Source organism: Anaerococcus sp. Marseille-P3625 (assembly GCF_900232825.1).
In the GTDB taxonomy this organism is placed as follows: Bacteria; Bacillota; Clostridia; order Tissierellales; family Peptoniphilaceae; genus Anaerococcus.
The window spans coordinates 1-22,664 of the sequence record NZ_OCTP01000010.1 but is presented as its reverse complement, the minus strand read 5'-3'; the positions used below and the strand labels follow the sequence as shown (position 1 = coordinate 22,664).

General features: G+C 29.7%; 19 protein-coding genes, 1 tRNA gene and 2 rRNA genes. 2 read left to right on the top strand and 20 right to left on the bottom strand.

Going from position 1 to position 22,664, the window contains the following annotated elements; translation table 11 throughout:
* Nucleotides 1-21 precede the first annotated feature (21 nt).
* The 3 genes from CS884_RS01430 to nadE all read right to left on the bottom strand — a co-directional run bounded on the left by CS884_RS01430 (nt 22) and on the right by nadE (nt 2,691).
* Nucleotides 22-95: transfer RNA gene (locus CS884_RS01430), tRNA-Arg, on the bottom strand.
* On the bottom strand, nt 81-887 hold the full coding sequence (locus CS884_RS01425; RefSeq protein ID WP_099320318.1) for a metallophosphoesterase: 807 nt from the start codon (nt 885-887) through the stop codon (nt 81-83). The genes CS884_RS01430 and CS884_RS01425 overlap by 15 nt, the downstream gene beginning before the upstream one ends.
* Nucleotides 880-2,691, bottom strand: a complete 1,812-nt coding sequence (nadE, locus tag CS884_RS01420) for an NAD(+) synthase (RefSeq protein ID WP_099320317.1) — start codon at nt 2,689-2,691, stop codon at nt 880-882. Before nadE ends, CS884_RS01425 begins: the two co-directional genes overlap by 8 nt.
* Before the next feature lie 136 nt (nt 2,692-2,827).
* Between nadE and CS884_RS01415 the strand changes: the two genes are divergently transcribed.
* Complete coding sequence (locus tag CS884_RS01415) at nt 2,828-4,042, top strand: FprA family A-type flavoprotein (RefSeq protein ID WP_099320316.1); 1,215 nt, start codon at nt 2,828-2,830, stop codon at nt 4,040-4,042.
* A 127-nt stretch (nt 4,043-4,169) separates the two neighbouring features.
* On the opposite strand, the gene CS884_RS01410 is transcribed toward CS884_RS01415, so the two are convergent.
* From CS884_RS01410 to CS884_RS01370, 9 genes are all read right to left on the bottom strand, one after another.
* A complete protein-coding gene (locus tag CS884_RS01410; RefSeq protein WP_308216798.1) occupies nt 4,170-5,534 on the bottom strand; it encodes an aldehyde dehydrogenase family protein in 1,365 nt (454 codons plus the stop codon).
* A gap of 44 nt (nt 5,535-5,578) precedes the next feature.
* Entirely contained in the window at nt 5,579-6,787 is a 1,209-nt protein-coding gene (locus CS884_RS01405; RefSeq protein WP_099320314.1) for a MalY/PatB family protein, read from the bottom strand.
* A 68-nt stretch (nt 6,788-6,855) separates the two neighbouring features.
* Nucleotides 6,856-7,227 carry a RidA family protein gene (locus CS884_RS01400; protein WP_099320313.1) on the bottom strand — a complete coding sequence of 124 codons (372 nt, stop codon included), beginning with the start codon at nt 7,225-7,227 and terminating at the stop codon, nt 6,856-6,858.
* 44 nt (nt 7,228-7,271) lie between these two features.
* Nucleotides 7,272-8,279 (bottom strand): D-alanyl-D-alanine carboxypeptidase family protein, encoded by a 1,008-nt coding sequence (locus CS884_RS01395; RefSeq protein WP_099320312.1) that lies wholly within the window; start codon nt 8,277-8,279, stop codon nt 7,272-7,274.
* 244 nt (nt 8,280-8,523) lie between these two features.
* Nucleotides 8,524-10,704, bottom strand: a complete 2,181-nt coding sequence (locus CS884_RS01390) for an RNA degradosome polyphosphate kinase (protein WP_099320311.1) — start codon at nt 10,702-10,704, stop codon at nt 8,524-8,526.
* A gap of 5 nt (nt 10,705-10,709) precedes the next feature.
* Nucleotides 10,710-11,618, bottom strand: coding sequence for a rod shape-determining protein (locus tag CS884_RS01385; RefSeq protein WP_099320310.1), 909 nt, complete (start codon nt 11,616-11,618; stop codon nt 10,710-10,712).
* Nucleotides 11,619-12,368 carry a glutamate racemase gene (gene murI / locus CS884_RS01380; RefSeq protein WP_099320309.1) on the bottom strand — a complete coding sequence of 250 codons (750 nt, stop codon included), beginning with the start codon at nt 12,366-12,368 and terminating at the stop codon, nt 11,619-11,621.
* A complete protein-coding gene (ispE, locus tag CS884_RS01375) occupies nt 12,361-13,197 on the bottom strand; it encodes a 4-(cytidine 5'-diphospho)-2-C-methyl-D-erythritol kinase (protein WP_099320308.1) in 837 nt (278 codons plus the stop codon). The genes murI and ispE overlap by 8 nt, the downstream gene beginning before the upstream one ends.
* A gap of 303 nt (nt 13,198-13,500) precedes the next feature.
* Nucleotides 13,501-15,201: an FIVAR domain-containing protein gene (locus CS884_RS01370; RefSeq protein WP_099320307.1), complete on the bottom strand. Its 1,701-nt coding sequence runs from the start codon at nt 15,199-15,201 to the stop codon at nt 13,501-13,503.
* Nucleotides 15,202-15,376: 175 nt separating this feature from the next.
* On the opposite strand from CS884_RS01370, the gene CS884_RS01365 reads away from it, so the two are divergent.
* Complete coding sequence (locus CS884_RS01365) at nt 15,377-16,204, top strand: exodeoxyribonuclease III (protein WP_099320306.1); 828 nt, start codon at nt 15,377-15,379, stop codon at nt 16,202-16,204.
* Between the two features lie 54 nt (nt 16,205-16,258).
* Here CS884_RS01365 and CS884_RS01360 read toward each other — a convergent pair whose 3' ends face one another.
* The 8 genes from CS884_RS01360 to CS884_RS01325 all read right to left on the bottom strand — a co-directional run.
* On the bottom strand, nt 16,259-17,353 hold the full coding sequence (locus CS884_RS01360; protein ID WP_099320305.1) for a hypothetical protein: 1,095 nt from the start codon (nt 17,351-17,353) through the stop codon (nt 16,259-16,261).
* Between the two features lie 141 nt (nt 17,354-17,494).
* Nucleotides 17,495-18,598, bottom strand: a complete 1,104-nt coding sequence (gene mnmA / locus CS884_RS01355) for a tRNA 2-thiouridine(34) synthase MnmA (protein WP_099320304.1) — start codon at nt 18,596-18,598, stop codon at nt 17,495-17,497.
* A complete protein-coding gene (locus tag CS884_RS01350) occupies nt 18,588-19,661 on the bottom strand; it encodes a cysteine desulfurase family protein (RefSeq protein WP_099320303.1) in 1,074 nt (357 codons plus the stop codon). The genes mnmA and CS884_RS01350 overlap by 11 nt, the downstream gene beginning before the upstream one ends.
* Nucleotides 19,662-19,854: 193 nt before the next feature.
* On the bottom strand, nt 19,855-20,079 hold the full coding sequence (locus CS884_RS01345) for a YdbC family protein (protein ID WP_099320302.1): 225 nt from the start codon (nt 20,077-20,079) through the stop codon (nt 19,855-19,857).
* An 8-nt stretch (nt 20,080-20,087) separates the two neighbouring features.
* A complete protein-coding gene (locus CS884_RS01340) occupies nt 20,088-21,203 on the bottom strand; it encodes a GH25 family lysozyme (RefSeq protein ID WP_099320301.1) in 1,116 nt (371 codons plus the stop codon).
* A 109-nt stretch (nt 21,204-21,312) separates the two neighbouring features.
* On the bottom strand, nt 21,313-22,068 hold the full coding sequence (locus CS884_RS01335; RefSeq protein WP_099320300.1) for a hypothetical protein: 756 nt from the start codon (nt 22,066-22,068) through the stop codon (nt 21,313-21,315).
* A 123-nt stretch (nt 22,069-22,191) separates the two neighbouring features.
* A 5S ribosomal RNA gene (rrf, locus tag CS884_RS01330) occupies nt 22,192-22,308 on the bottom strand.
* A gap of 247 nt (nt 22,309-22,555) precedes the next feature.
* Nucleotides 22,556-22,664 (bottom strand): 23S ribosomal RNA (locus tag CS884_RS01325); the annotation flags it as partial.

Sequence of the window (22,664 nt, the reverse complement as noted above, 5' to 3'; positions counted from 1 at the left end):
ATCATACGTATTTATAAAAATTGGCACGCCAGGAGGGAATCGAACCCCCATCTTTGGCTTCGGACACCTTTATTTTGCCATTAAACTACTGGCGCAAGTATGATATTACTATACTGGATTTGATCTAAAAATCTTAGTGGCAAAAATGTGTTTCCAAGACCGCTATCGATATGGATGGTCGAATTTTTGTAAGTGTAAACTCCCTTGTCATAATTTGGCAAAAATCCCTCACCAGGACTAATAAGTCCCCCGATTATTGGAAATCTTACTTGCCCGCCATGAGTGTGACCAGAAAATACAAAATCAATATTCTCCTTATAATTTTCTCTGAAGTTTTTGGAAAAATGTGTTAATAAAATATTTATAGAATTTTCATTTCCTTGGTAATTTTCATAGGAAAAGTTAAACATACTTGTTCCATAAAGATAGATTTTTTGGCCTGAAACTTCTAAATACTTCCCATCATTGTTTAAATATTTGATCCCAAGTTTTTCCATTTCTTTTATAAATAAATCAAGTTTTGGGCCAGCTTCTTCGTGATTGCCGGTAATATAAAAAGTTTTTTTCTTTAATTTTGAAAGATTTTTCAAAAAATAAAGTGACCTTTCAATCTTCCTATCTTCTCCATAATCTAGAATATCTCCAGTAAGAACTATAAAATCCGGATCAAATTTTTTCATTTTTTCCATAACTTCGTCTAAATTTTTAAGAGCATTGGAATGAAAGTCAGAAATTTGCGTAATTTTTATTGGACTTAAAATTTTTGGATTTTTTAGGATAACTTTATTTTCCTTGGCGACAAAACATTGATTATCTATATATAAAGCTAGACTTAGGCCAGCTAACGCTAGTCCAAGTCCGATTTTCTTTTTTGTATTTTTATTCATCTAATTCCTCTATATAAGATTTATAGGTCATATCTGATGGAATTTTAAATCCAGCTCTTGGACTAAAACTTCTACCTGTTATATTTGCTCCATCTACAGTAGCAGATCGTTTAAATTGACTAGTAGTGAATCTTTTAAAATATGAAATTAACCATTTTTTAATTGTATCCAAGTCATATTTGTCCGAAAAAGCGCTATAAGCATCTTCTAAAATTTCTTTTGCACTTAAATGATAAGTCAAATGTTCATAGATAAAAAAGTCTATTAATTCATAAGGACCTATTATATCTTCTGTTTTTTGGCTAATTTGATCCTTACTTTCATTTATTAATTCTGGAGAAACTGGAGTATCGATAATATCCATCAAAACTTCTTTTAGTTTTATATTTTCGGTGTCATTTGCAATGGCTTCTATGATATATCTAATTTCTGTTTTCATCAAACTTGCATTTAATGAATAATTACTCATATGATCTCCATTGTAGGTTGCAAAGCCTTGCATATTTTCAGATAAATCGCCAGTTCCAATTACAATTCCATTTCCCATATTGGCAAGATCAAAAAGTACTTGAGTCCTCTCTCTTGCTTGAGCGTTTTCATAAGCACTGTCAGCTGTCACTCCATCATGACCAATATCTCTTAGGTGAATTTTGACAGCCTCGCTAATATCTATTTCCTTTAAAGTTAGACCAAGAGATTCGCAAAGTTTGTAAGCGTTAGATTTGGTCCTATGGCTTGTTCCAAAAGCTGGCATAGTATAACAGTGGATTGCTTTAAAGTCCATATTTTCTTTTTTAAATGCATGGACTATGGTAAGTAGTGCCATCGTTGAATCTAAGCCGCCAGAAATTCCTATAAATACATCTTTTATGCCGATATGATTCATTCGGCTTAATAATCCACTTGTCCCAATTTCTAATACATCATTTATATATTGATCTCTTTTTTCATAGACAGGTAAATAAGGGAATTTTTCTTTTTTTTCTATTGGATTATCAAATTTTTTATAAAATAAACTTTCTTCATCAATTTCAAGGCTAAATCTTCCCACATAATCAACTTCTTTATTGTTTGAGCTTTTGATTATTTCCCCATCATTTGCAATTATGTTTAAGCCAGAATAAACAAAATCTGTTGAGCTTTCTCCTAGGCCTTGAGATGTGTGGATGTAGGTTAAATCTTTTGACAAAAACTCAACTGCCTTTATAATTTTTTCATCATTTAGGGCAAATTTAGGATCTGCTGAAGGATGAAGAATTATTTGCCTTGAAAATTCTGCTTTTTCTTTATAGCTTAAGCTTCTAGGAATTGGCAAAAGTTCATCTTCGCCAATTGTAATTCCTATAGGCAATTGATTGATGGTTGCCCAGCTAGGATTAAAATCTGGCCAACTATCCAAAATATTTATGATTACATCATCTTCTAAATCATTGGCAAAAACATTTTTTTCTAGGATTGATAAATTTTTCTTTGTATAAATATATAATAGTTCGCCAGCTAAAATTAAGGCAATTGAATTATATAATTTGTTATTGTAAGAAAAAGGAAATCCCAAAGTAAATATTATTTTATAATCTTTTGAAAATTCCAACAATTCTATAAGCGCTTTTTCGCATGAGTCTACAAGATCTAAATATCCATCATATAAACTTGCTCCAGTAAGGCTTAGTTCTGGCAAAGATAAGATATCAACCTTATCTTGGTCGGCTTTTTTTATTATTTCTTTTATAGTTTCTTTATTTTTATTTACATCTCCAAGAGCAACTTTAAAGTTAGTTGATCTGATTTTTAAATTCTTTTTCAAATTCTCACCTCTTAAGATGATTTTACCACAAATATTTTAAGGCGCTTTTATTTGAAATAAAGTTAACAAAAATCTTTAATATAAATAGCTAATGAAGTATAATAAATAAAGATACGAATTGACTTAGGGAGGAAAAATGAACAATATTAGAGAAATTACCGATAATGTTTTTTATGTAGGTGTTAACGATCGTCGCATAGATAGATTTGAAAATATGTTTCCACTTACAAAAGGCGTGGCTTACAACTCATATTTAATTAAGGATAAAAAAAATGTTTTGCTAGATAGCGTTGAAGCTGCCTTTACCAGAGCTTATTTAGAAAATATTGAAAAAGCCCTTGACGGTGAAGATCTTGACTACCTAGTAGTTCACCATATGGAACCAGATCATTGCAGAAATATTGACTTTGTTTTGAATAAATATCCAAATGCAAAATTTGTTGGCAATGCAAAAACTTTTAAATTTTATGAACAATTTTACAATGATGCTTTCAAAGATAGATATTATGAAGTAAAAGAAGGCGATGAAATAGATCTAGGCAAGCACAAGCTTAAATTTGTCTTTGCTCCTATGGTTCACTGGCCAGAGGTTATGATGAGCTATGAATCAACCGATAAATTATTATTTACAGCTGATGCTTTTGGAGCCTTTAATACAATTGATGGACATTTAAAAGCAAAAAATATTATCCACAGAGGAAATTGGTTAGATGAAGCTCGTAGATATTATGTTAATATAGTTGGAAAATTTGGCAATCAAGTTCAAGCTCTATTTAAAAAAGTTCACGATTTGGAAGTTAATGCGATTTTGCCACTCCATGGTCCAGTTTATGATGATAAAGATTCAATTGATTTTATCATGGAAAAATATAATAAATGGTCAACTTTTACTCCGGAGGAAAAAGGTGTAGTTATTGTTTTTGCAAGTATGTATGGTGATACAGAGCAAGCTTGTGACATCTTAGCTAAAGAATTGGATGAACTTGGAGTAAATGAAGAAATAGAAATTTATGATGTTTCAAATACAGACCTTTCATATATAATTTCTGCTTGTCACAAATATTCCCATGCAGTTTTCGCACCAATAAATTATAATTCTGGTTTATATTATAAAATGGGAGCTTTCTTAGAAGAATTAGTTGGTACAGGTTATAAAAATAGACACGTAGCTTTTCTAAATAACTGGTCTTGGGGCGGAACAAGCCTTAAAGTTTCAAAAGAACTTTTGGAAACTGGCAAACACACCTATATTGGTGAAGATGTTTTAATTAATTCATCTGTTAAAGATCAACAAGTCGAAGAAATCAAAAACTTGGCCAAGGCTATAAAAGAAGATTTAGATAGAATGTAGGAAAAGATTATTCATAAAGTCAATAGTCCACAGATTGTAAAATTTGTGGATTTTTTGTTTATGAATCTAAAATGAATTAATATAAAAAAATCTTTGATAAAATTTCCTTATCAAAGATCTTTTTGTTTTATAATTTTTTTAATAACTTTACTTTAGAATTTTTATATGGTGGATATTTAATTTTATTATCAAAATTATCTGATGCAATCATAATGGATTTTTTATTAGAGAAATTTGTAAATCCTGAATATCCATGATATCCCCCCTGACCGCTATATCCAACTCCGCCAAATTCTAGATTTGGATTTGAAACTACCATCAAGGTATCATTTACCATTCCATTACCAAATTCCATATTATACATAACTTTTTCTTTGATTCTATCATCTTTGGTAAATAGGTAAAAGGCAAGTGGTTTGGCAAGTCTTTTTATTTTATATAAAATTTCATTGAGATTTTCGTAGGTAATTATTGGAAATATCGGTCCGAAGATTTCTTCTTCCATAAGTTTGTTATCAAAATCTACATTATCTATTATGGTTGGAGCAAGTTTTCTTTTTTGTAAATTATAGGATCCACCAAAAATTACATCTTGACCTTCTATTAAATCTAGAAGTCTTTTTAGATGATCTTGATTTATTATCTTAGGATAATCTTCGCAAGCTAAAGGATCATTTCCATAAAAATTAATCAAATTTTCTTCAAGCTTTCTAATAAATTTATCTTTAATAGCTGCATGAACTAATATATAATCTGGAGATACACAAGTTTGACCTGCATTTACAGTATTGCCCCAAGCAATTGATCTTGCCGCCAAATTGATATTAGCATCCTTTTCAACTATAACTGGAGATTTTCCTCCTAATTCCAAAGTCACTTTTGAAAGATTTTTGCTGGCTTTTTCCATAATTATTTTACCAACTTTGCTTCCACCAGTGTAAAATATGTGATCATATTTATAAGAAAGTAATTCATCATAAGTCACTTCTTCATTATCCACTACATGAATATAGGAATTTTTAAAATTGCTATTTAGCATTTCTCTTATGACTTTTGAAGTAGTTTTAGACTTTCTGCTTGTTTTTAAAATTACAGTATTTCCAGCAGCTACAGCTTCAACTAAAGGGTCGATAGCAAGTGAAAAAGGATAATTCCATGGAGATAAAATTAATGTTACTCCAAGTGGTTCATAAAGTGTGTATGATTTTGCTGGCATAGAAAAAATAGGGGTTTTTTCATGGATTGGACTCATCCACTTATCTAAATTTTTTATGGCCAAATCTATTTCACCATAGACCATCATTAGCTCTGTCGAATAAGCTTCAAAATTAGACTTTCCCAAATCATTTTTTAAGGCTTGCAAAATAATTTCTTCGTATCTTTTGATTATCGCTTTTAATTTATATAGATTATCTTTTCTAAAATCTTTTGTTTTTGTCTGACCAGCATAAAAATATTCTCTTTGATTATCAACTATTTTCCCTAAATTCATCATACACTCCTTATGAATAATTATTAGCTAAACAAAGGCAATAATTATTTGTTGTTTTTATTTTTTAAAGCCTCTGCCATCTTTTCTAAACCAGTTTCTAGATAAGACTTTGGACAAGCCAAATTAATTCTAACCATTCTATTTGCATCGCTAACAAAAGCCTTATCAGCTTCGATAATTACTCCAGCTTCTTTGGCAAAAAATTCTTCTAGATTTTCATCATAGGAAAAATATTCTTTGAAATCTACCCAAGCTAAATAAGTTGTTTCTGCTTTTGTAACAATAGCCTTAGAAATATTTTTATCAAAAAATTCATAAAGAAATTCAAAGTTTTTATCCAAATAAGAATTTAAAGCCTTTAGCCAAAATCCGCCTTTGCTATAAGCTGCAATTATTGCTTCATGGCTTAAAGGATTAACTTTGTTATTATTATAGAAATTCCATTTTTTTAGTAAATTTTTGTTTCTAATTAGAATACATGATTCAGCTAAACCAGCTATATTAAATGATTTAGAAGCTGACATACAAGTTATTAGCTTATCGTAAGTTGCCATAACTTTACCCAAAGGAATATGAGCTATGGTTTCTTTTCTTCTTAGGTCGCAATGAATTTCATCAGAAATAACAAAAATATCATGTTTTTCTATTAAATCTTTTAATTTAGCAAGTTCATCATTTGTCCACGCTCTGCCAGTAGGATTATGAGGATTACAAAAGATAAATAAGCTCACATCATCTCTTGCCATTTTTTTATCCAAATCATCAAAATCTAGGGAGTAATTTCCTTTATCATCTTTAAGAAGAGGGCTTGTGATAAATTCTTTGCCATTAAGCTTTGCGGCATTGGCAAATTGGCTATAAGAAGGACTATTAATTAATACTTTTTCACCATCTTTTAAAATATAGCCTACTAATTTTATTAAGGCATCGACAACTCCATTTGATAATACTAACTCATCTTTTTGGAAAGTAAAATCATATCTTTCTTTGCACCATTTGCTTAAAGCGTCATAAAGTCTTGTATCATTATTTACAGTATAGCCAAAAATTTTCTTTGCAATTCTTTCTTCCAAAGCTTCTCTTATTTCTGGCGCAACTGCAAATTCCATATCTGCTATCCAAAATTGAATAAGCTCTTCATCCTTAAAAGGTAATTTTATTTGTGAATCGTGAAAGACACCTTCTTTGTAAGCTTCAAATTTTTTGGCATTTGTATTAGATCTGTCAATTATTTGATCAAAATTATAATCCATAAATCCCCCCCCTTGCTATAATTAAAAAAGCGGCAATGAAGAAATTCACTGCCGATAATTTATTTTTCTTATAAGCTTGCTATAGCTTCGATTTCTAAAACTCCACCTTTTGGCAAAGCTCCTACTTGTATAGCAGATCTTGCTGGTTTGTGGTCGGTAAAATATTGACCATAAACTTCATTTACTGCTGCAAAATCATTAATATCAGCTAAAAATACTGTGCATTTAATAACTTTATCCATGCTTGTTCCAGCTTCTTCTAGTATAGCTTTTATATTTTCAAGAGCTTGTTTACTAGCTGCTTTTATTTCTGTTACTAATTCACCAGTTTCTGGATTTAGTGGTAGTTGACCAGATGTAAATACTAAATTGTCAGTAACAATTGCTTGAACGTATGGTCCTATTGCAGCTGGTGCTTTTTTTGTGTTAATTTCTTTCATTTTAACTCCTTAAAATTTTATTTATCCAAAATTTAAAATTTTATTTAATAAATTTTTAGATACTCCTCTAAAGTTAGATCATTCTCATAGATTTCTTTTGCATTTGCAACTCCAACAAATCTAAAATGCCAAGAGTAAGCAACGTGTTTTGTTTTATCTTCTTTGCCAGATGGATATCTTTCAATAAATCCATACTTGTAGGCATTTTCGCTTAACCATTTGTATTCAGCAGTTTTTTCAAATTTGTCGTTATATTTGGTTCCTTCTGTAAAGAAATCAAAGGCACAACCAAGTTGATGTTCATTGCATCCAGGCACTGTACTTTCTATTTCTCCAGCTTCATACATCTTTCTTTCAAGATCATAAGATCTATAATCAGATGCAATTTTTATATCAAGACCTTCTCTTTCCATGTCTTGTCGCATGGTTTCAAAAGCTCTTTTTGCTGTCTTATCTACCCCTGGATCAAAATCTTCAGGTAATGGATATTCTTCGTTAACATAAACTAATCCATTTATTATTTTTATTTGCTTGTCATTATTTAGTTTGGATAGACCAAATTTATTTACATAATAATAGGCATCATTAATTTTGATTTTTGTAAAGCCATTTTCTGTGCCGTAGCTTGCTACATAAGTTCCTTCTTTGATAAATTTTTCTGTTTTTGAATAATCATTCGGATACTGGTAGGCATATTGAGTTTTTGTGCATAGTAGATATTCTTTTAAATTCTCGTCATACATATCATCAGTAACTTGTAAATTCTTATCTACCTTTGCATCATCAAAACCTATTTGAGTTGCTATATGATCATCTGTCTCACTAATATTTTCATGAGCTTCTTCGATTATATTGTTTATACTTCCCGATGCTTGTCTATATTCAACTGGCCTTTCAATTTGAAATTGATCCTTAGGATTATTAAAACCGAAATGGAATATTCCTGCTATAGCTAAGGCTGCCAAAACACTTCTACTTAAAATTTTTTTGTTTCTTGCTTTTCTTCTGCGTTCGTTTTTTCTCTTTTTTTCTCTGATACCTATATTAGACATATAAAATTCCTATTCATTTATTTCAATTGTTGTTCTGTATTTTTATATCAGTAAGTCTGTGGGAAACAAGTGAATAATTATTATAAAATATATCTCAATTTTATTTTCAATAATTGCTTTACTTGCTATTTACATTATAACATTATTTGATAAAGAATACTAGTGCTTTTTTGGCTAAAATCTAACATTTTTACAAAAAAAACAGCCTAAAAGGCTATTTTTTTTAATATTATTATATTTTGTATTATTTTTTGAAAAAATCTAATAATTTTTGGAAGAAATTTTTCTTAATTTCCTTAGAGTTATTATCTGTTTTCAATCTACTATCTCTTCTTACAGTTACTTTTTTCACCAATTCTTTATCCTTTGATTCTATCTCGTGTTTTTTTGCTAAATTTATTAATTTTTCCTGAGCATTTATATTGTTAATATTTTGAACTTTTGTGTAAGTGCCATTTGCTAATAATTTTCTAATTTTCACATCATCTGATAGCATTATGTCCATATAATTTAAAATTCTTTGCTTAATCTCAGAATCGTAAACTGGCAAAGCTACTTCCATCCTGTTTCTTATATTTCTTGTCATGAAATCTGCAGATGATATAAATAACTTACAATCTTCTCCTTGGCCAAACTGATAAACTCTAGAATGTTCTAGAAATCTTCCAACGATTTGATAAATGTTTATATTTTCAGTTTTATTTTTTACATTTGGCAATATACAACAAATTCCTCTTACAAGCATATCGATTTTTACTCCCTCTTTTGAAGCGGTGGATAATTTATCGATTATTCTTCTATCAGATATGGAATTTACTTTTATTCTAATGTAGCCGTTGGCAGAGTTTTTTTGATTTTCAATTTGCTCATCTATTAGCTTTGCCAATCCTTCTTGCATGCTTTTTGGACTTACCATAAGATTTGAGTATTCGCCTTCAAGATTTCCTAGAGCAATATTGTCAAATAATTCTTTGGCGTCTTGTCCAATTGCACCACTTGCAGTCATTAAAGAAAAATCTGTATATAATTTTGCTGTTTTTTCGTTGTAATTTCCAGTTGCAGCCTGAGTTATATAGTTTATATTTCCATCTTTGTCTACTCTTGTGATTAAGCAAACTTTAGAATGAGTTTTGTAATCATCAAAACCATAAAGGATTTTACAACCCGCTTCTTCTAATTTTGATGACCAGAAAATATTGTTATCTTCATCAAATCTTGCTCTTAATTCCATTAAAGCTGTTACATCTTTTCCATTTTCGCTTGCTTTTATCAAAGCCTTGGCAATTTCGCTATCATGAGCGATTCTGTATAAGGTTATTTTTATAGATACTACTGAATCATCACAAGCTGCTTCGTTTAACAGTCTAATTACAGGTTCCATTGACTCGTATGGGAAGGATAGGAAAATATCTTTTTTGTTGATTTGATCTATCATTTTCTCTTTGGTGTTTACCATTGGAGAATTTGTTGGAGAAAATGGATCATAGGAGTATTTTTTAACTATATTTCCTGGCAAATCTCCCAATAGGGAAAAGATAAATCCTGCTTGCATAAGCGACTTATTTACGAAAATATTTTTCTTATCCAATTTAAATTGTTCCATCAAAAATTCAATTGATTGATCATCTAAATCAGAATCAACTTCAAGTCTAACTGGTTGCAATCTTTTTCTTTTTTTAAGCTGCTTTCCCATATATTCTCTAAAGTCTTGATCCATTTCATAATCATCAGCATCATAATCAATATCTGTATTTCTTGTAAGTGAGAGTAAGTATTCTTTTTCAACTTTATAACCATCAAATACTTGATAACCATATTCTTTTATAATATCTTCTATGAAAACAAAAGATGTATCGTTTATTTTTAGGTATCTTTTTATCTTATCTGGAACGTTGATTAATCCGATTTCTTTGCTAACTTCATCTTTGATTTTTCTTAGAGAAAAGAACATTGTTAAAGCTAGATTTGGTAGTCTTGGGAAAGGATGAACTCTATCAATTATTTGAAAATTTAATATGGGTTCAATTTTACTTTTGAAATAGAATTCAACATTTTTCTTATCTTTTTCGCTTAATTCGGAAACTTTTAATAAATTGATTCCATTTACTTTCAATTCATCGACAATTTGATCAAAAACTTGGTCTTTTTTTCTATATAAGTCCAAACATTCTCTTAGAATTGCATCAATTTGTTCTTCACTTGTCATGCCTGACTTGTTATCTACGGGTTTCTGTTTTAATTTTCTGAAATGAGTAAGACTTCCTACTCTAACCATGAAAAATTCTTCTAAATTTGTATCAAATATAGAAAAAAATTTTAATCTTTCAAGGACTGGAACATCCTTGTCACTGGCTTCTTCCAAAACTCTTTGGTTAAATTTTAGCCATGATAATTCTCGATTTTGCGTAAAAGATATGTCATTCATTCTTCTTATTTATTCCTTTCTATTAGTTTGTTATATACATAACCTTCTCTTACACCAGTTTGACTTACGCTTATTTCTTTACATGAAAAATATTTTGAAATTCTGTTTAAAATTGCCATTCCTGGAAGAAGTGTATGGACTCTGTCAGGTTTTATTTCAAGAATCAAATCCAAAATTTCTCTTGGTTCTTTCTCTATTATTTCTTTTAACATTTGGCAAAATTTGTTGCTTTGCATGGTAGTATTGTAGGGATCTAGCTTGTAGTATTCGTTATAAAATAATAGACTTGCTCTGGCAGATCCACCTACTGCACACAATAGATCATGACCTTCTCTATAAACTTTTTTCTTTTCTAGTAAAGATTTTATTTCTTCATCAATTAATTTTTTCTCATCTTTATTCATAAATAAGCCATTTACAAAATCGTTAAAGCCTGAAAGTGACCCAATAGAAATGGAACTTGATTTTATAACTTTGCTTTGATCGATTATGACAATTTCAGATGAGCCACCGCCTATGTCTGTAAGAACTCCTCTTGTAACTCCTACAGAAGAACTTGCTCCAATAAAGGCAAATTTTGCTTCTTCTTCTTCGCTTAATATTTCTATATCAAGATCTAATTTATCCTTAACAATTTTAAGAATTTCCACTCTATTTGTAGCATCTCTTATAGTAGCAGTTGCAAAAGGATGAAGCTCGTCAATATCACCAAAATGATCCACAACAGTTTTAAATTTCTTTAATACGCTCAAAAGCCTCTCGATACCCTTATCGCTTAAAGCTCCATTTTTTACATAAGATCTAAGGGATGCTTGTTCTTTTTCATTAAAAAGATTTAAAACTTCTTCACCATTTACCTTGTATACTGAAAGTCTAACAGTATTTGAACCTATATCTATAACTGCATATATCATTTATAACTCCTTAATTAACAACTGGTAATCTCTATCAATTACCATATCTATCATATTTTTCGTATTATTATCAATTTTACTCATAATTATTTTTATCTTGCTCGAAGAATTTTCATTCCTATTTAAAATATAAGCAAAATGATTGGCTGGATTAATTATATTAGCCTTATAAGTTAAATTTTTTCTTATCGAATCTTCTATAATCGGATAATGAGTGCAAGCAAGAATAATATTTGCTATTTTTCTCTCATTGGCAATTTCTAAATATTCTTTTAAAATCTCATCAAGCTCATCTCCAGAAATTATCCCATTTTCAATAAAATCTACTAACTTAACTGCAGCTATTTCATAAACCTTAGATCCTGTCAATTTTTCTATATTATTTTTATAAAAATGACTATCTATAGTTTTTTTAGTCCCAAGCACTAAAAAATCTCCGGCAAAATTTTTTGCACCAATTAGACCACCATCTGTAATTGGATAAAATTTTTTCTTGTACTTTTCAGTTAGAAATTTAGTAGATGTAATAGACATGGTATTGCAAGCAATTACATAATAATCTATATTAAAATTTTCCAAATAATTTACAATTTGGTCAGAAAATTCTATTATTTGCTTTTCATCTCTATTTCCATAAGGGGCTCTTAAACTATCGCCAAAATAAAAATAATTTGCATTTTTTTGCTTTATTAATTCTTTTAGAACAGTAAGTCCTCCCAGTCCTGAATCAAAAATGCCTATATTAGTCATTAATAAATTCCACCTTTTCTACAAAATCATACTTATCTTTAAGTTTTAAATAAGCATTGTTAAGCTTAATATCATCAGTAAAAATCCCAAAAATGCTTGCTCCACTTCCTGAAACAAGAGCATTTAAAGCTTTATGATTTATTAGCTCATTTTTAATTTCAGATAAGTGAGGAAAAAGTCTAAAAACCTCATCTTCCATGACATTTTTAAATTCTTTTATGACTTTCTCATCTCCTTTTTCTAATCTTTTTATTATATTATCATTATCTATTATTCCATAATCTGAAAGATTCTTGTAAATATCCTTTGAAGAAATTTTTGTCCCATCATTAATTAAGAGAGCTTTCATTTGTAAATTATTAGTAAAAGGACTAATAATTTCGCCAATTCCCCTTGCTCTTGCTGGTGACTTAGTTAAGAAAAAACTTATGTCAGCTCCTAGTTTTTTTGCAAGATCTTTTTTGAAATCTAAAGACAAATTTAGATCCCAAAGCTCATCTAAAGCTTTTATCATTTCAGCTGCGTCAGTAGATCCACCTGCAAGTCCCGCAGCAATAGGAATATTTTTTGATAGCCTCAGGTCAATTCCTGGATTGTCTGTCCTATCTTTTAATAGATCCCAGACCTTGTAAATTAAATTTTCTTCTAAGGGGCAAATATTTTCTATATTTGATGAATAGTTAAATTCTCCTGTAGAATTTTTACTTATTAACAACTCATCAAATATATTAATCTTTGTCATGATGCTATCAATTTCGTGGTAACCATCATCTCTTTTATACAAAGAATCTAAAGTTAGATTTATTTTTGCGTAACATTTTCTTATCATTGTAACCTCAATATAAATTATAACAAAAATACATAAATTTTAATAGAAAAATCTGTTAATTTCAAATATTTAACATAAGTTTTACCATCTCATTACAAAGTTATAATATTTGATTATTCCATAAAGATAAAAATATAAACCATCATTTAATCTAATTAATTTTGAAACAATTAATGGTTTTCTAAGAAAAATTTTAATATTTTTATTTAAATTTCCCAAAAAAATCAGAGATAGGAATCCTATCTCTGATAGTAAACTTAATTATATTATTTTGTCAATTGACTTTTAAATACTCAAAGTTTTTTATTTTTTCTTTTTTAGTGCTAAGCCTGCACCTGCCATTACAAGTACTAATGGAGCTACTGGGAATATTCCTGTTTTTGGATTACCAAAGCCAATTAGTTTCTTTGCTTTTTTATTTTTAACTTCTTTTTTGATTACTTTCTTTTCTATTTTTGTAATTTGACCCATTTGATAAGGGACTTCATCTGGATCGACCTTGCCCATGGTTACCATAAAATGATCACCAACTTTGGCATTTTTATCTCCCAAGTTATCAAAATTAGTTGTAAATTCCTTGTCTTTGTATTCTATATCTCTTAGACGAGCTTTTTTTCCACTCTTATCAAAAATTTCGCTTAGTACAAATTCACGAGTTATTACTCCTGATTTTTCTTTTAGTCCACTTATTGAATCATTTAATTCTTTTGTAGCCTTATCTACTTCTTCTTGACTTAGATTAGATTTTTTTACTAGAGCTTTGGCATTTTCAAAAGCATTTTGGAATCTTTCAACGCTTTTTTTGGTATAGCTTCCATCTCCAATAAGGATATTATCTGCTTTTTCAATTGCTTTGTTAAGCTCTTCTAAATTTGTCTTAGTTTCTTTCTTTATCCATTTTTCTATTTTTTTGATATCGTCAAATGTTTTATCATAAACATCGTTAAAAGTTATCAGATATCTATCTCCGATTTTTGGATATTTATCTTTTAATTCATCTAAACTTAATAGATAAATATTACCAGTCGCTTTGATATCTTTTAGATTTGCGTCCTTGCCATCTTTACTTTCAGTAATATCTACAAGTTCAAATTCTCTTGTTACAATATTTTCCTTGACACTATCAAAAGTTTTAGTAACTTCAAAAATTTTGCCAAATTGTGCTGGAATTGATTTTGTTGCCGTACCATCCCAGGTTATTTTATATCTATTGCCAATTTTTGCACTGTCATCTTTTAAATCTTTTACTTCGATTAAAAATAGATTTGCTTTATTTCCAACTTCAAAAATTGTTGCAGCTTTATTTTCTTTGCCTATTTCAGAAATTTCAAATTCCAAAGTGGTTTTTTCTTCATTTTCTTCTTCGTTTAATTTGTCAACCCTATAAATCGTACCAAATTGAGCTGGATAGGATTCAAGTGTTATTCCATCCCAATAAATTCTATATTTATCTCCAACTTTTACATTTTCATCTCTTAAGTTATCGCTTGATAAAGAATATAGGTTTTTGTCATTAGCTATTTCTGCTATAATTACAGAAAATCCTGATTCTTTATCGCCCTTTACTTCTTTTGCTATAAAATCCATCTTTTCAATATTGGCAGGTAGCTTTGAAATATCCATATTAGTTGGTTTTTCATATTTTTTTACCAATTTAAGATCTTCTTTTTTAATTTCTTTGCCATCTAGATCAGAAAGAGTTTTTTTGCTTGTGATTTCATATTGATCATGGATTGCTAGGTCATCTTCAAAGAAAGATTTATCAAGTGTTAAATTGGTATCTTTATCTAGTTCTACAAAAATTACTGCGTCATTTTTCTTTTCCCCTTGATAAAGTAAAGTAACTTCCTTATCTTTGATTTTTATTACTTCATAAATATATTTATGAGTTTCTTCTTTTTGTTGATTTGTTGAAGCAACATTATTTTCTTTTGCATAAGCATTGTTTCCAATCGAAAGAATAAATGCCATACTAAGACCCAAGGCTAAAACTTTTTTGTTCATAATATCCTCCTTAACTCTTTCTTACAAGTATTATACCCTGCTATGACAAAATTTATACAAATTTTGATGAAAAATCCATAATTTCTACATAATTTTATGGCAAAGAAAGACTTAGCTTGAATTTATTTATAAAAATTTTATAGTTATTATAAAGAGTATTTTAAAGGAGATTAATTTGAAATTTATTTCGTGGAATATAGATTCGCTTAACGCTGCCCTTACCAGCGATTCAAATAGGGCTATTATGACTCGTGATGTCATAAAAACAATAATAGATGAAAATCCAGATATTATAGCTATACAAGAAACCAAAATTCCTCAAACAGGCCTAAACAAAAAACATAAGGCAAAACTTGAAGAATTTTTCCCAGCTTACGATTACGTCCATGTTACAAGCAGAGAAGGCGCTCGCAAATCCTATGCGGGTTGTATGACTCTCTATAAAAAAGATTTAAAGTGCATGGAAAGTTTTCCAGAAATCGATGCACCTGATACTATGGACCTTGAAGGAAGAATTGTAACTTTAGAATTTGAAGATTTTTATTTTAACCAAGTCTATACACCAAATGCTGGTAATGAGCTAAAAAGATTAAACCTTAGACAAATATGGGATGAGAAATTTGCACAATATCTTTCAACTTTGGATAAAAATAAGCCAGTAATATCAGCTGGAGATTTTAACGTGGCTCATAGAGAAATTGACCTTGCTCATCCAGACAATAATCATTTTTCAGCAGGTTTTACCGATGAAGAAAGACAAGGATTTACAAATCTTTTGGCAAAAGGTTTTATCGATACATTTAGATATGTAAATGGAGATGTTAAAGATAAATACACCTGGTGGGCTCAAAGAGTAAAGACAAGCAAGATTAACAACTCTGGCTGGAGGATAGATTATTTTCTAGTAAGTGAAAGAATCAAAGATAAAATAAAAAGATCTGATATGATAGATTCTGGAGATCGCCAAGATCATACCCCAATAGTTTTGGAAATTGAAATCTAATATTTTTCATTTTAAAATCAAAAAACTAGCTAGATTTTTCTAGCTAGTCTTTTTTTAATTATTCTTACTTTTCTTGTAAGCTACTGCTGATGAGATTAATAATCCTAATGGTAGAAGCATTGATTCTACGCCAGTTTTAGGGTTTTTGTTTGCAGTTTTTGCTTTTTCATTGGTTTTTTGTTCTGGCTTTTTGTTATCTTTGTTATCTTTTGAGTTTTTCTTATTTTCTATGTTGTCTTTATTGTTGTTTTTGTTCTTTTCTTCTGGTTTTTTATTTTCAGGAGCTTTTGCTTCTTTTACCTTTTCAATTTTAGTGATTTTTGCAAATTGAGCAGGATCGCTTGTTAGAATTTCATCAGAGTGAGTGATTTTATATTTATCTCCAACTTTGACCTCATCTTTAAATTCTTTTTTAGCTACTGTATATAGGTCTTCACTATTTTCCATAAGTTCAGAGCCATCTTCCTTACTGTAGTAAGAAAGTGTTACTCCTTGTTCATTTACTTCTTTAACTTTATAAATATTTGTAATTGTTGCAGTTTCTTTAATTTTTTCTTCAATTTTTTCTACATCGTAAATTTTGTTAAAGATTGCAGGATTTGAAGTCATCACTACATCGTTATGAGTAATATTATATTTTTCTCCAACTTTAACTTCGCCTTTGAAATATTTTTTCTCAACCATGTATTTTTCTGATTCAGATCCAATTTTTTCTACAATTACTCCTTGTTCATTAACTTCTTTTACTAAGTATTGGTCTGTAATTTTTTCTTCCGGAAGTTTTTCATCTTCTTTTTTTACTTCTTTAATTTCGTAAATTTTTGAAAATTGAGCTGGATTTGACATCATGATATTTCCATCACTTGTAATGTCTAATTCTTTACCTTTTTCTAGTTTTATCTTATCAAATTTATTTTTTTCTACTTGATAAAGGTCGTCGTCGAAGCCTTTTTTGTTAAGAATTACATAATCATCTTTAATTTCTTTTACAACGTAGGTTTCTGTGACTTTTTCATCTTTTTTGCTTGATATTTCTTCTATTTTTGTTTCTTTTTTTGCGTCATCTTTTACATCATCTGCCATTACTTGGCTTAAATTTGTCATAGCTAATGCTAGGACAAGGCTTGTTATTACTAATTTTTTATTCATAATATCCTCCTATATGATATATTAGCAAAGAGGATGTTAAATTTGTATAAATTTTGTTGAAAAAAAACTATATAATAATTATTTTTTTAATTTTTTTATTGGCAAATAATTATCATATAGTTTTTACTTGTTTTTATTTTATTAAACTTTTAGTTTCTTTTCACCATTATAAACTTCATCAATAATAGCAGAGCCTAGGCAAATTTCTCCTTGGTAAAAAACTGCTGCTTGACCTGGAGTTACTGCTTTTGTTGGGTCGTATGTTACTTCAACATGATCTTTGTCAAGAATTTTTACTTTTGCATTTATATCTTTTTGTCTATATCTAAATTTCGCGGTACAGATAAATTCTTTTGGAAGTTTTTTCTTGCTAAAGGTTGAAAATTCGCTTGCTAATAGCCTATTTGAAAATAATAATGGATTATTTGCTCCTTGGCAGACAATAAGTTCGTTTTTGTCTAAATCTTTGCCACAAACAAACCAAGCTTCTCCATCTCCACCTATGCCAAGTCCTCTTCTTTGGCCGATTGTGTGATACATCAATCCATCGTGTTTGCCCAAAATATCTCTCTTTGTATCTACAATATTTCCAGGCTTGGCTGGTAAATAATTGGATAAAAATTCGTTGAAATTTCTTTCTCCTATAAAACAAATGCCTGTAGAATCTTTCTTATCAGCTGTTGCTAGCTTGTATTTGTGGGCAATATCCCTTACTTCAGATTTTTGAAGATTTCCAACTGGAAATAGAACATCTTTGATTTGTTCTTGCGATAATTGGCTTAAAAAATATGTCTGATCTTTGTTATTATCAAGACCTCTAAGCATTATAGTTTCATCCGTTGATCTATCAACTCTTGCATAATGACCAGTTGCTATATAATCTGCTCCCAATTTTTTAGCATAAGCTAAAAAGGCCTTAAATTTAATTTCCTTATTGCACATTATATCAGGATTAGGAGTTCTGCCTTTTTTGTATTCATCCAAAAAATAAGTAAATACTCTATCGTAATATTCTTTTTCAAAGTTTATTGCATAATAAGGAATTCCTATTTGATTGGCAATTTTCACAGCATCTTCGTAGTCTTCTTCTGCTGTACAAACTCCATTTTCGTCTGTTTCATCCCAATTTTTCATAAAAATTCCAACAACGTCATAGCCTTCTTCTTTTAGCAATAGAGCAGCCACAGATGAATCTACTCCGCCGCTAATACCGACTACAACTTTTGTATCTTTTTTATCCTTCATTATTTAATCCTTCCAAAACTTCTATGGCCTTATCGACTTCTTCTTTGGTATTTGTATAACCAAAAGAAAATCTTATAGAATGTCTTGCCCTATCTTCATCGTACATATTTGTTATGACATGGCTTGGCAAAAAACTTCCCGCTCTACAAGCAGAGCCGGCTGATGCACAAATTCCATGCATATCTAAATAAGTTAATAAAAAATCAGACTTATAATCTTTAAAATAAATATTTAAAATATGATCAGATGAATTTTCGATAGATCCATTAATCTGATAATTAATCTTTGATTTCTCAAGTTTTTCTATAAAATGTGTTTTAATTTCTCTTATTTTTTCTCTTTCTTTGATTGTCTTTGGAAAACTTTCTGCCATTGCATAAGCTCCAGCCACAAAAGAAGTTCCAGCTCTGCGATTTTTCTCTTGTTCGCCACCTTTTATAAAAGGATTAATATTTTTTCTACTATAAAGTATGCCAAAACCGTTTAAGCCACCAATTTTATGACCTGAAAGCGATAGAAAATCACACCCTATCTCATTTACATCAATGTCAAGATGTCCGTAAGCTTGGACTGCATCTACATGAAAGCAAATATCCTTATCTTTAAGGAATTCTCCAATTTCTTTTACTGGTTGAATAGCTCCGCTTTCATTATTGACATACATGATGCTAACAAGCTTTGTATCTTCCGTTAATTTATTTTTTAAATCCTCAAGTGAAATTATTCCATATTCATTAGCAGCTAAGAAAATTGAATTTTCTTTATCAATTGCCTTTAATATAGAATCGTGTTCTATTGCACTTGTAATAATTTTTGAATTTTTAAATTGACTTAAAACTGTGTTATTGCTTTCGCTTGCTCCTGATGTAAATATCACGTTCTTAGGATCTGCTCCTATTGATTGGGCGATTTTTTCTCTAGATTCTTCTAAGATTTTTTTGCTAGCTCTGCCTTTTGCGTGCAAGCTATCAGGATTTCCATCAAATTCTTCCTTATTTTCCCATATATATTTTAAAATTTCTTCTCTTTTTATTGCAGTTGCTGCATAATCAAAATAAATCATATTCACCTTCTATCTTGTCAAATTATACTATTTCTAAGCAGTTTATTCTATTATTTAAAAATTTTACAAAAAAAATAAGCTCTGGAAATTTCCAGAGACATATTTAAAAATCTATTTCTTTTTACTAGCCATAATCAAAAATTGCTAGTCGAAACTTCAGTCTTTTGCAAGGCTAAAAGCTTTCTTTAAACTATTAATTAAATTCCTCATCAGCTAGTATGTGCTTTAAAACTTCTGCTTCTTCTTTAGTAAGGGTAACCCCCTTGCTCATTCTACTATGATCTTCATTCCAATCACGAATATCATATTTTGGAGCTCTTTCATTCCAGCTAACAAGGTTAAGCTCTTTTGTCCAGCCTTTTGCATTTGTTGAAAGTACTCCCAAATTTTCTACTATTTCAAATTTTAACTCTGCCATTTTTCCTCCTATTTTTTTGCTAATAATAATCTATCATTTACAGCAGCTTGAATCACTTTATAATCGTAACCTGCATAAGTCAATCTTTTTTGTCTATTAGCTCCAACTCCCCATTTACCAGCTAATATTTCATCAATTAAAATATTTAGTGGTTTTCTAGATTTTCCTTTTATAATATGTGGATAATCTTTGTAGTGAACGCTCATATCGACATCGTATTTGTAGCCATCTACCCTACTTTGGTAGGAAAATTGCCAAGAATCAAAATCACTTGATTTATAATTTGCAAAGTCTTTTGAGCTAAGATCAGCCACCCAAAATTCATTGTTATTTCTTATATCTTTGGTCAAATACTTATCTGCAAACCAAGGATAAGAATAAATTCCAGCTACAAATCCATGTCTTTTCATTGTCATGATAAAAGCTTCAGCTGCTTCTGAAATCTCACCTTTACTTGCCTTTGCTTGTCTTTTGTCATCTTCAATATCAATATAAACAGGCATAGATACATTTTTATCTTTTATAACATCATAGACAAATTCCGCTTCTCTAATACCTTCAGCAGCATTAATCGCTCTTGAATAATGGTAAAATCCCAAAGGGACATTTCTTTTATTAAGTTCCTGGTAATGTTTTTCAACATACAAGTCTCTTCTTATTCTAAGAGTTTCTGCATCCATAATTGAAGTTCTAAGAATTGCTCCATCGATATCTTTGGCAAATTTGTCATAATTAATATGGCCAGGATTTTGATGTTCAGAAATATCTACAACTCTCTTATAAACAGGACTTTTTGAATAAAGTGGAGATGGAGAAACATCTTTGATTTCTTCTTTTTCTTCTTTTACAATTTTAATACCACCATCGGGAGTTTCAACAATTCTCTCTTCAACCTTAACATCAGTAACTTTATAATCAGGAACAATATCCTTATTAGGATCTTGCTTATAATTTTTGATTCTTTCGTTTACTGCGCTTTTATCATAGTCTATATCGTATTTATCCAAAATTTCATCAAGATTGCTATCGTCATATTTTATAATATCGTCAGCATAGGAAATGCTTGGACAAATAAAACCTGCGACTAATCCTAACACAATTATATTTCTATAAAGCTTTTTCATAATCTACCTTTCTTATTGTATATCTTATATTTAAACTTTATTTTTAAAAATTTGCAAGTTTATAAGATTAATTTCTGAATTAATAAAAATTTTTCTAAAGTTAAATTCATTAATTTCTATTAGAATCTAAGGAATTGGGATCATACAAATTTTCAGTATATATAATATCCCCATATTTTTCCTTTAATTGAATCGCCATTGGTGGAGCATTGCTATTAGGATCTTTTAGATTAAGACCTAAATGATAACCACCATAAATTCCCATAATTCTCTTATCATCAAATTTTTCATATTCTCTAACAAAATTTTTAACCATCATATTTTCCCTATAATCATCATCATTTTCCATGTAAAATTTAAACCCCTGATTATTATTTTCTTTACAAATCTTGTACTCATAAGAGTCTAGCTTACCATTATTTCTAAGATACCTAAGGTAAGCATTACCAGTAGTCATATATTGATGGTCTACGTCAGTTCCATGAAAAATAGTCTCTGGACAATTTTCCTTAATTTTTTTAAAATGCTTTTTGTAATATGGATTATGAGCTAAAGTTCCTTTTAAATTATCATAAATAAAATCAAGAATTCTATCATCATCTTCTTTCATCCACATATTTAAAAACGCTGCACCTGCATAAGACTCTTCAATAAATAAATGCCTAAAACCATAATTCTTGTAATAATCACTCCAAATCTCAAATTCTCTATCCATAATCTCCTTTTCGCCATGCAACTCACCGTAAAGATAAATTTGATGTTTAGAATCAGGAAGTTTTGAGTTATTAGAGTTTTTAGCAATCAAAAAAACTAAAAATGCAAATATTGATAAAATAAATATGGATTTTTTCTTATTAAATTTCATTATTTGACACCTCATAAATAAACTAATCATAAATGACATTACTTACATTTTAATAGTTACAATATGAAAATGCAAACTGCAAAAAGGCACAAAAAAACTGATACTCATGTATCAGTTTAATTTGTTTAGCAGCTTCCTACTCTACCGGGAGGCTTCCCTCCGAGTACCATCGGCGTTGTTGGGCTTAACTTCTGTGTTCGGTATGGTTACAGGTGTATCCCCAGCGCTATCGCCACTATATTCATGACCCTAACCCAATTTACGAAGTAAATTGCTGGTAGGTCAGATGTCGAGCTGTTTCAAATCTTTGATTTGTCAAAGCTCCGACCTGTCAACTTTTAGTTTCGGTTTGGTTTTTGAACCTTTAAAACTGTTCGTAAGTTTCTACCAATCGCGCTTTGCGCTCTTGGGAAACTCGAAACGAGGTCCTTCCTTAAATTTTGCTGTGCAATATTTGGATAGGACTCTCAAATAGCAACCAATATTTCCAGTCAAGTTTTAATGGTTAGTATCCTTTAGCTTAATACATTACTGTACTTACACCTTGGACCTATCTAAGGTATTTTCTTTACCTTCTTTGAGAAATCTTATCTTGA

Bases quoted from the DNA above. Each gene is read 5' to 3' on its own strand.
- CS884_RS01425 (WP_099320318.1), bottom strand. From the start codon at position 887: ATGAATAAAAATACAAAAAAGAAAATCGGACTTGGACTAGCGTTAGCT.
- CS884_RS01415 (WP_099320316.1), top strand. From the start codon at position 2,828: ATGAACAATATTAGAGAAATTACCGATAATGTTTTTTATGTAGGTGTT.
- CS884_RS01410 (WP_308216798.1), bottom strand. From the start codon at position 5,534: ATGAATTTAGGGAAAATAGTTGATAATCAAAGAGAATATTTTTATGCT.
- CS884_RS01405 (WP_099320314.1), bottom strand. From the start codon at position 6,787: ATGGATTATAATTTTGATCAAATAATTGACAGATCTAATACAAATGCC.
- CS884_RS01400 (WP_099320313.1), bottom strand. From the start codon at position 7,227: ATGAAAGAAATTAACACAAAAAAAGCACCAGCTGCAATAGGACCATAC.
- CS884_RS01395 (WP_099320312.1), bottom strand. From the start codon at position 8,279: ATGTCTAATATAGGTATCAGAGAAAAAAAGAGAAAAAACGAACGCAGA.
- CS884_RS01390 (WP_099320311.1), bottom strand. From the start codon at position 10,704: ATGAATGACATATCTTTTACGCAAAATCGAGAATTATCATGGCTAAAA.
- CS884_RS01385 (WP_099320310.1), bottom strand. From the start codon at position 11,618: ATGATATATGCAGTTATAGATATAGGTTCAAATACTGTTAGACTTTCA.
- murI (WP_099320309.1), bottom strand. From the start codon at position 12,368: ATGACTAATATAGGCATTTTTGATTCAGGACTGGGAGGACTTACTGTT.
- ispE (WP_099320308.1), bottom strand. From the start codon at position 13,197: ATGATAAGAAAATGTTACGCAAAAATAAATCTAACTTTAGATTCTTTG.
- CS884_RS01370 (WP_099320307.1), bottom strand. From the start codon at position 15,201: ATGAACAAAAAAGTTTTAGCCTTGGGTCTTAGTATGGCATTTATTCTT.
- CS884_RS01360 (WP_099320305.1), bottom strand. From the start codon at position 17,353: ATGAATAAAAAATTAGTAATAACAAGCCTTGTCCTAGCATTAGCTATG.
- mnmA (WP_099320304.1), bottom strand. From the start codon at position 18,598: ATGAAGGATAAAAAAGATACAAAAGTTGTAGTCGGTATTAGCGGCGGA.
- CS884_RS01350 (WP_099320303.1), bottom strand. From the start codon at position 19,661: ATGATTTATTTTGATTATGCAGCAACTGCAATAAAAAGAGAAGAAATT.
- CS884_RS01345 (WP_099320302.1), bottom strand. From the start codon at position 20,079: ATGGCAGAGTTAAAATTTGAAATAGTAGAAAATTTGGGAGTACTTTCA.
- CS884_RS01340 (WP_099320301.1), bottom strand. From the start codon at position 21,203: ATGAAAAAGCTTTATAGAAATATAATTGTGTTAGGATTAGTCGCAGGT.
- CS884_RS01335 (WP_099320300.1), bottom strand. From the start codon at position 22,068: ATGAAATTTAATAAGAAAAAATCCATATTTATTTTATCAATATTTGCA.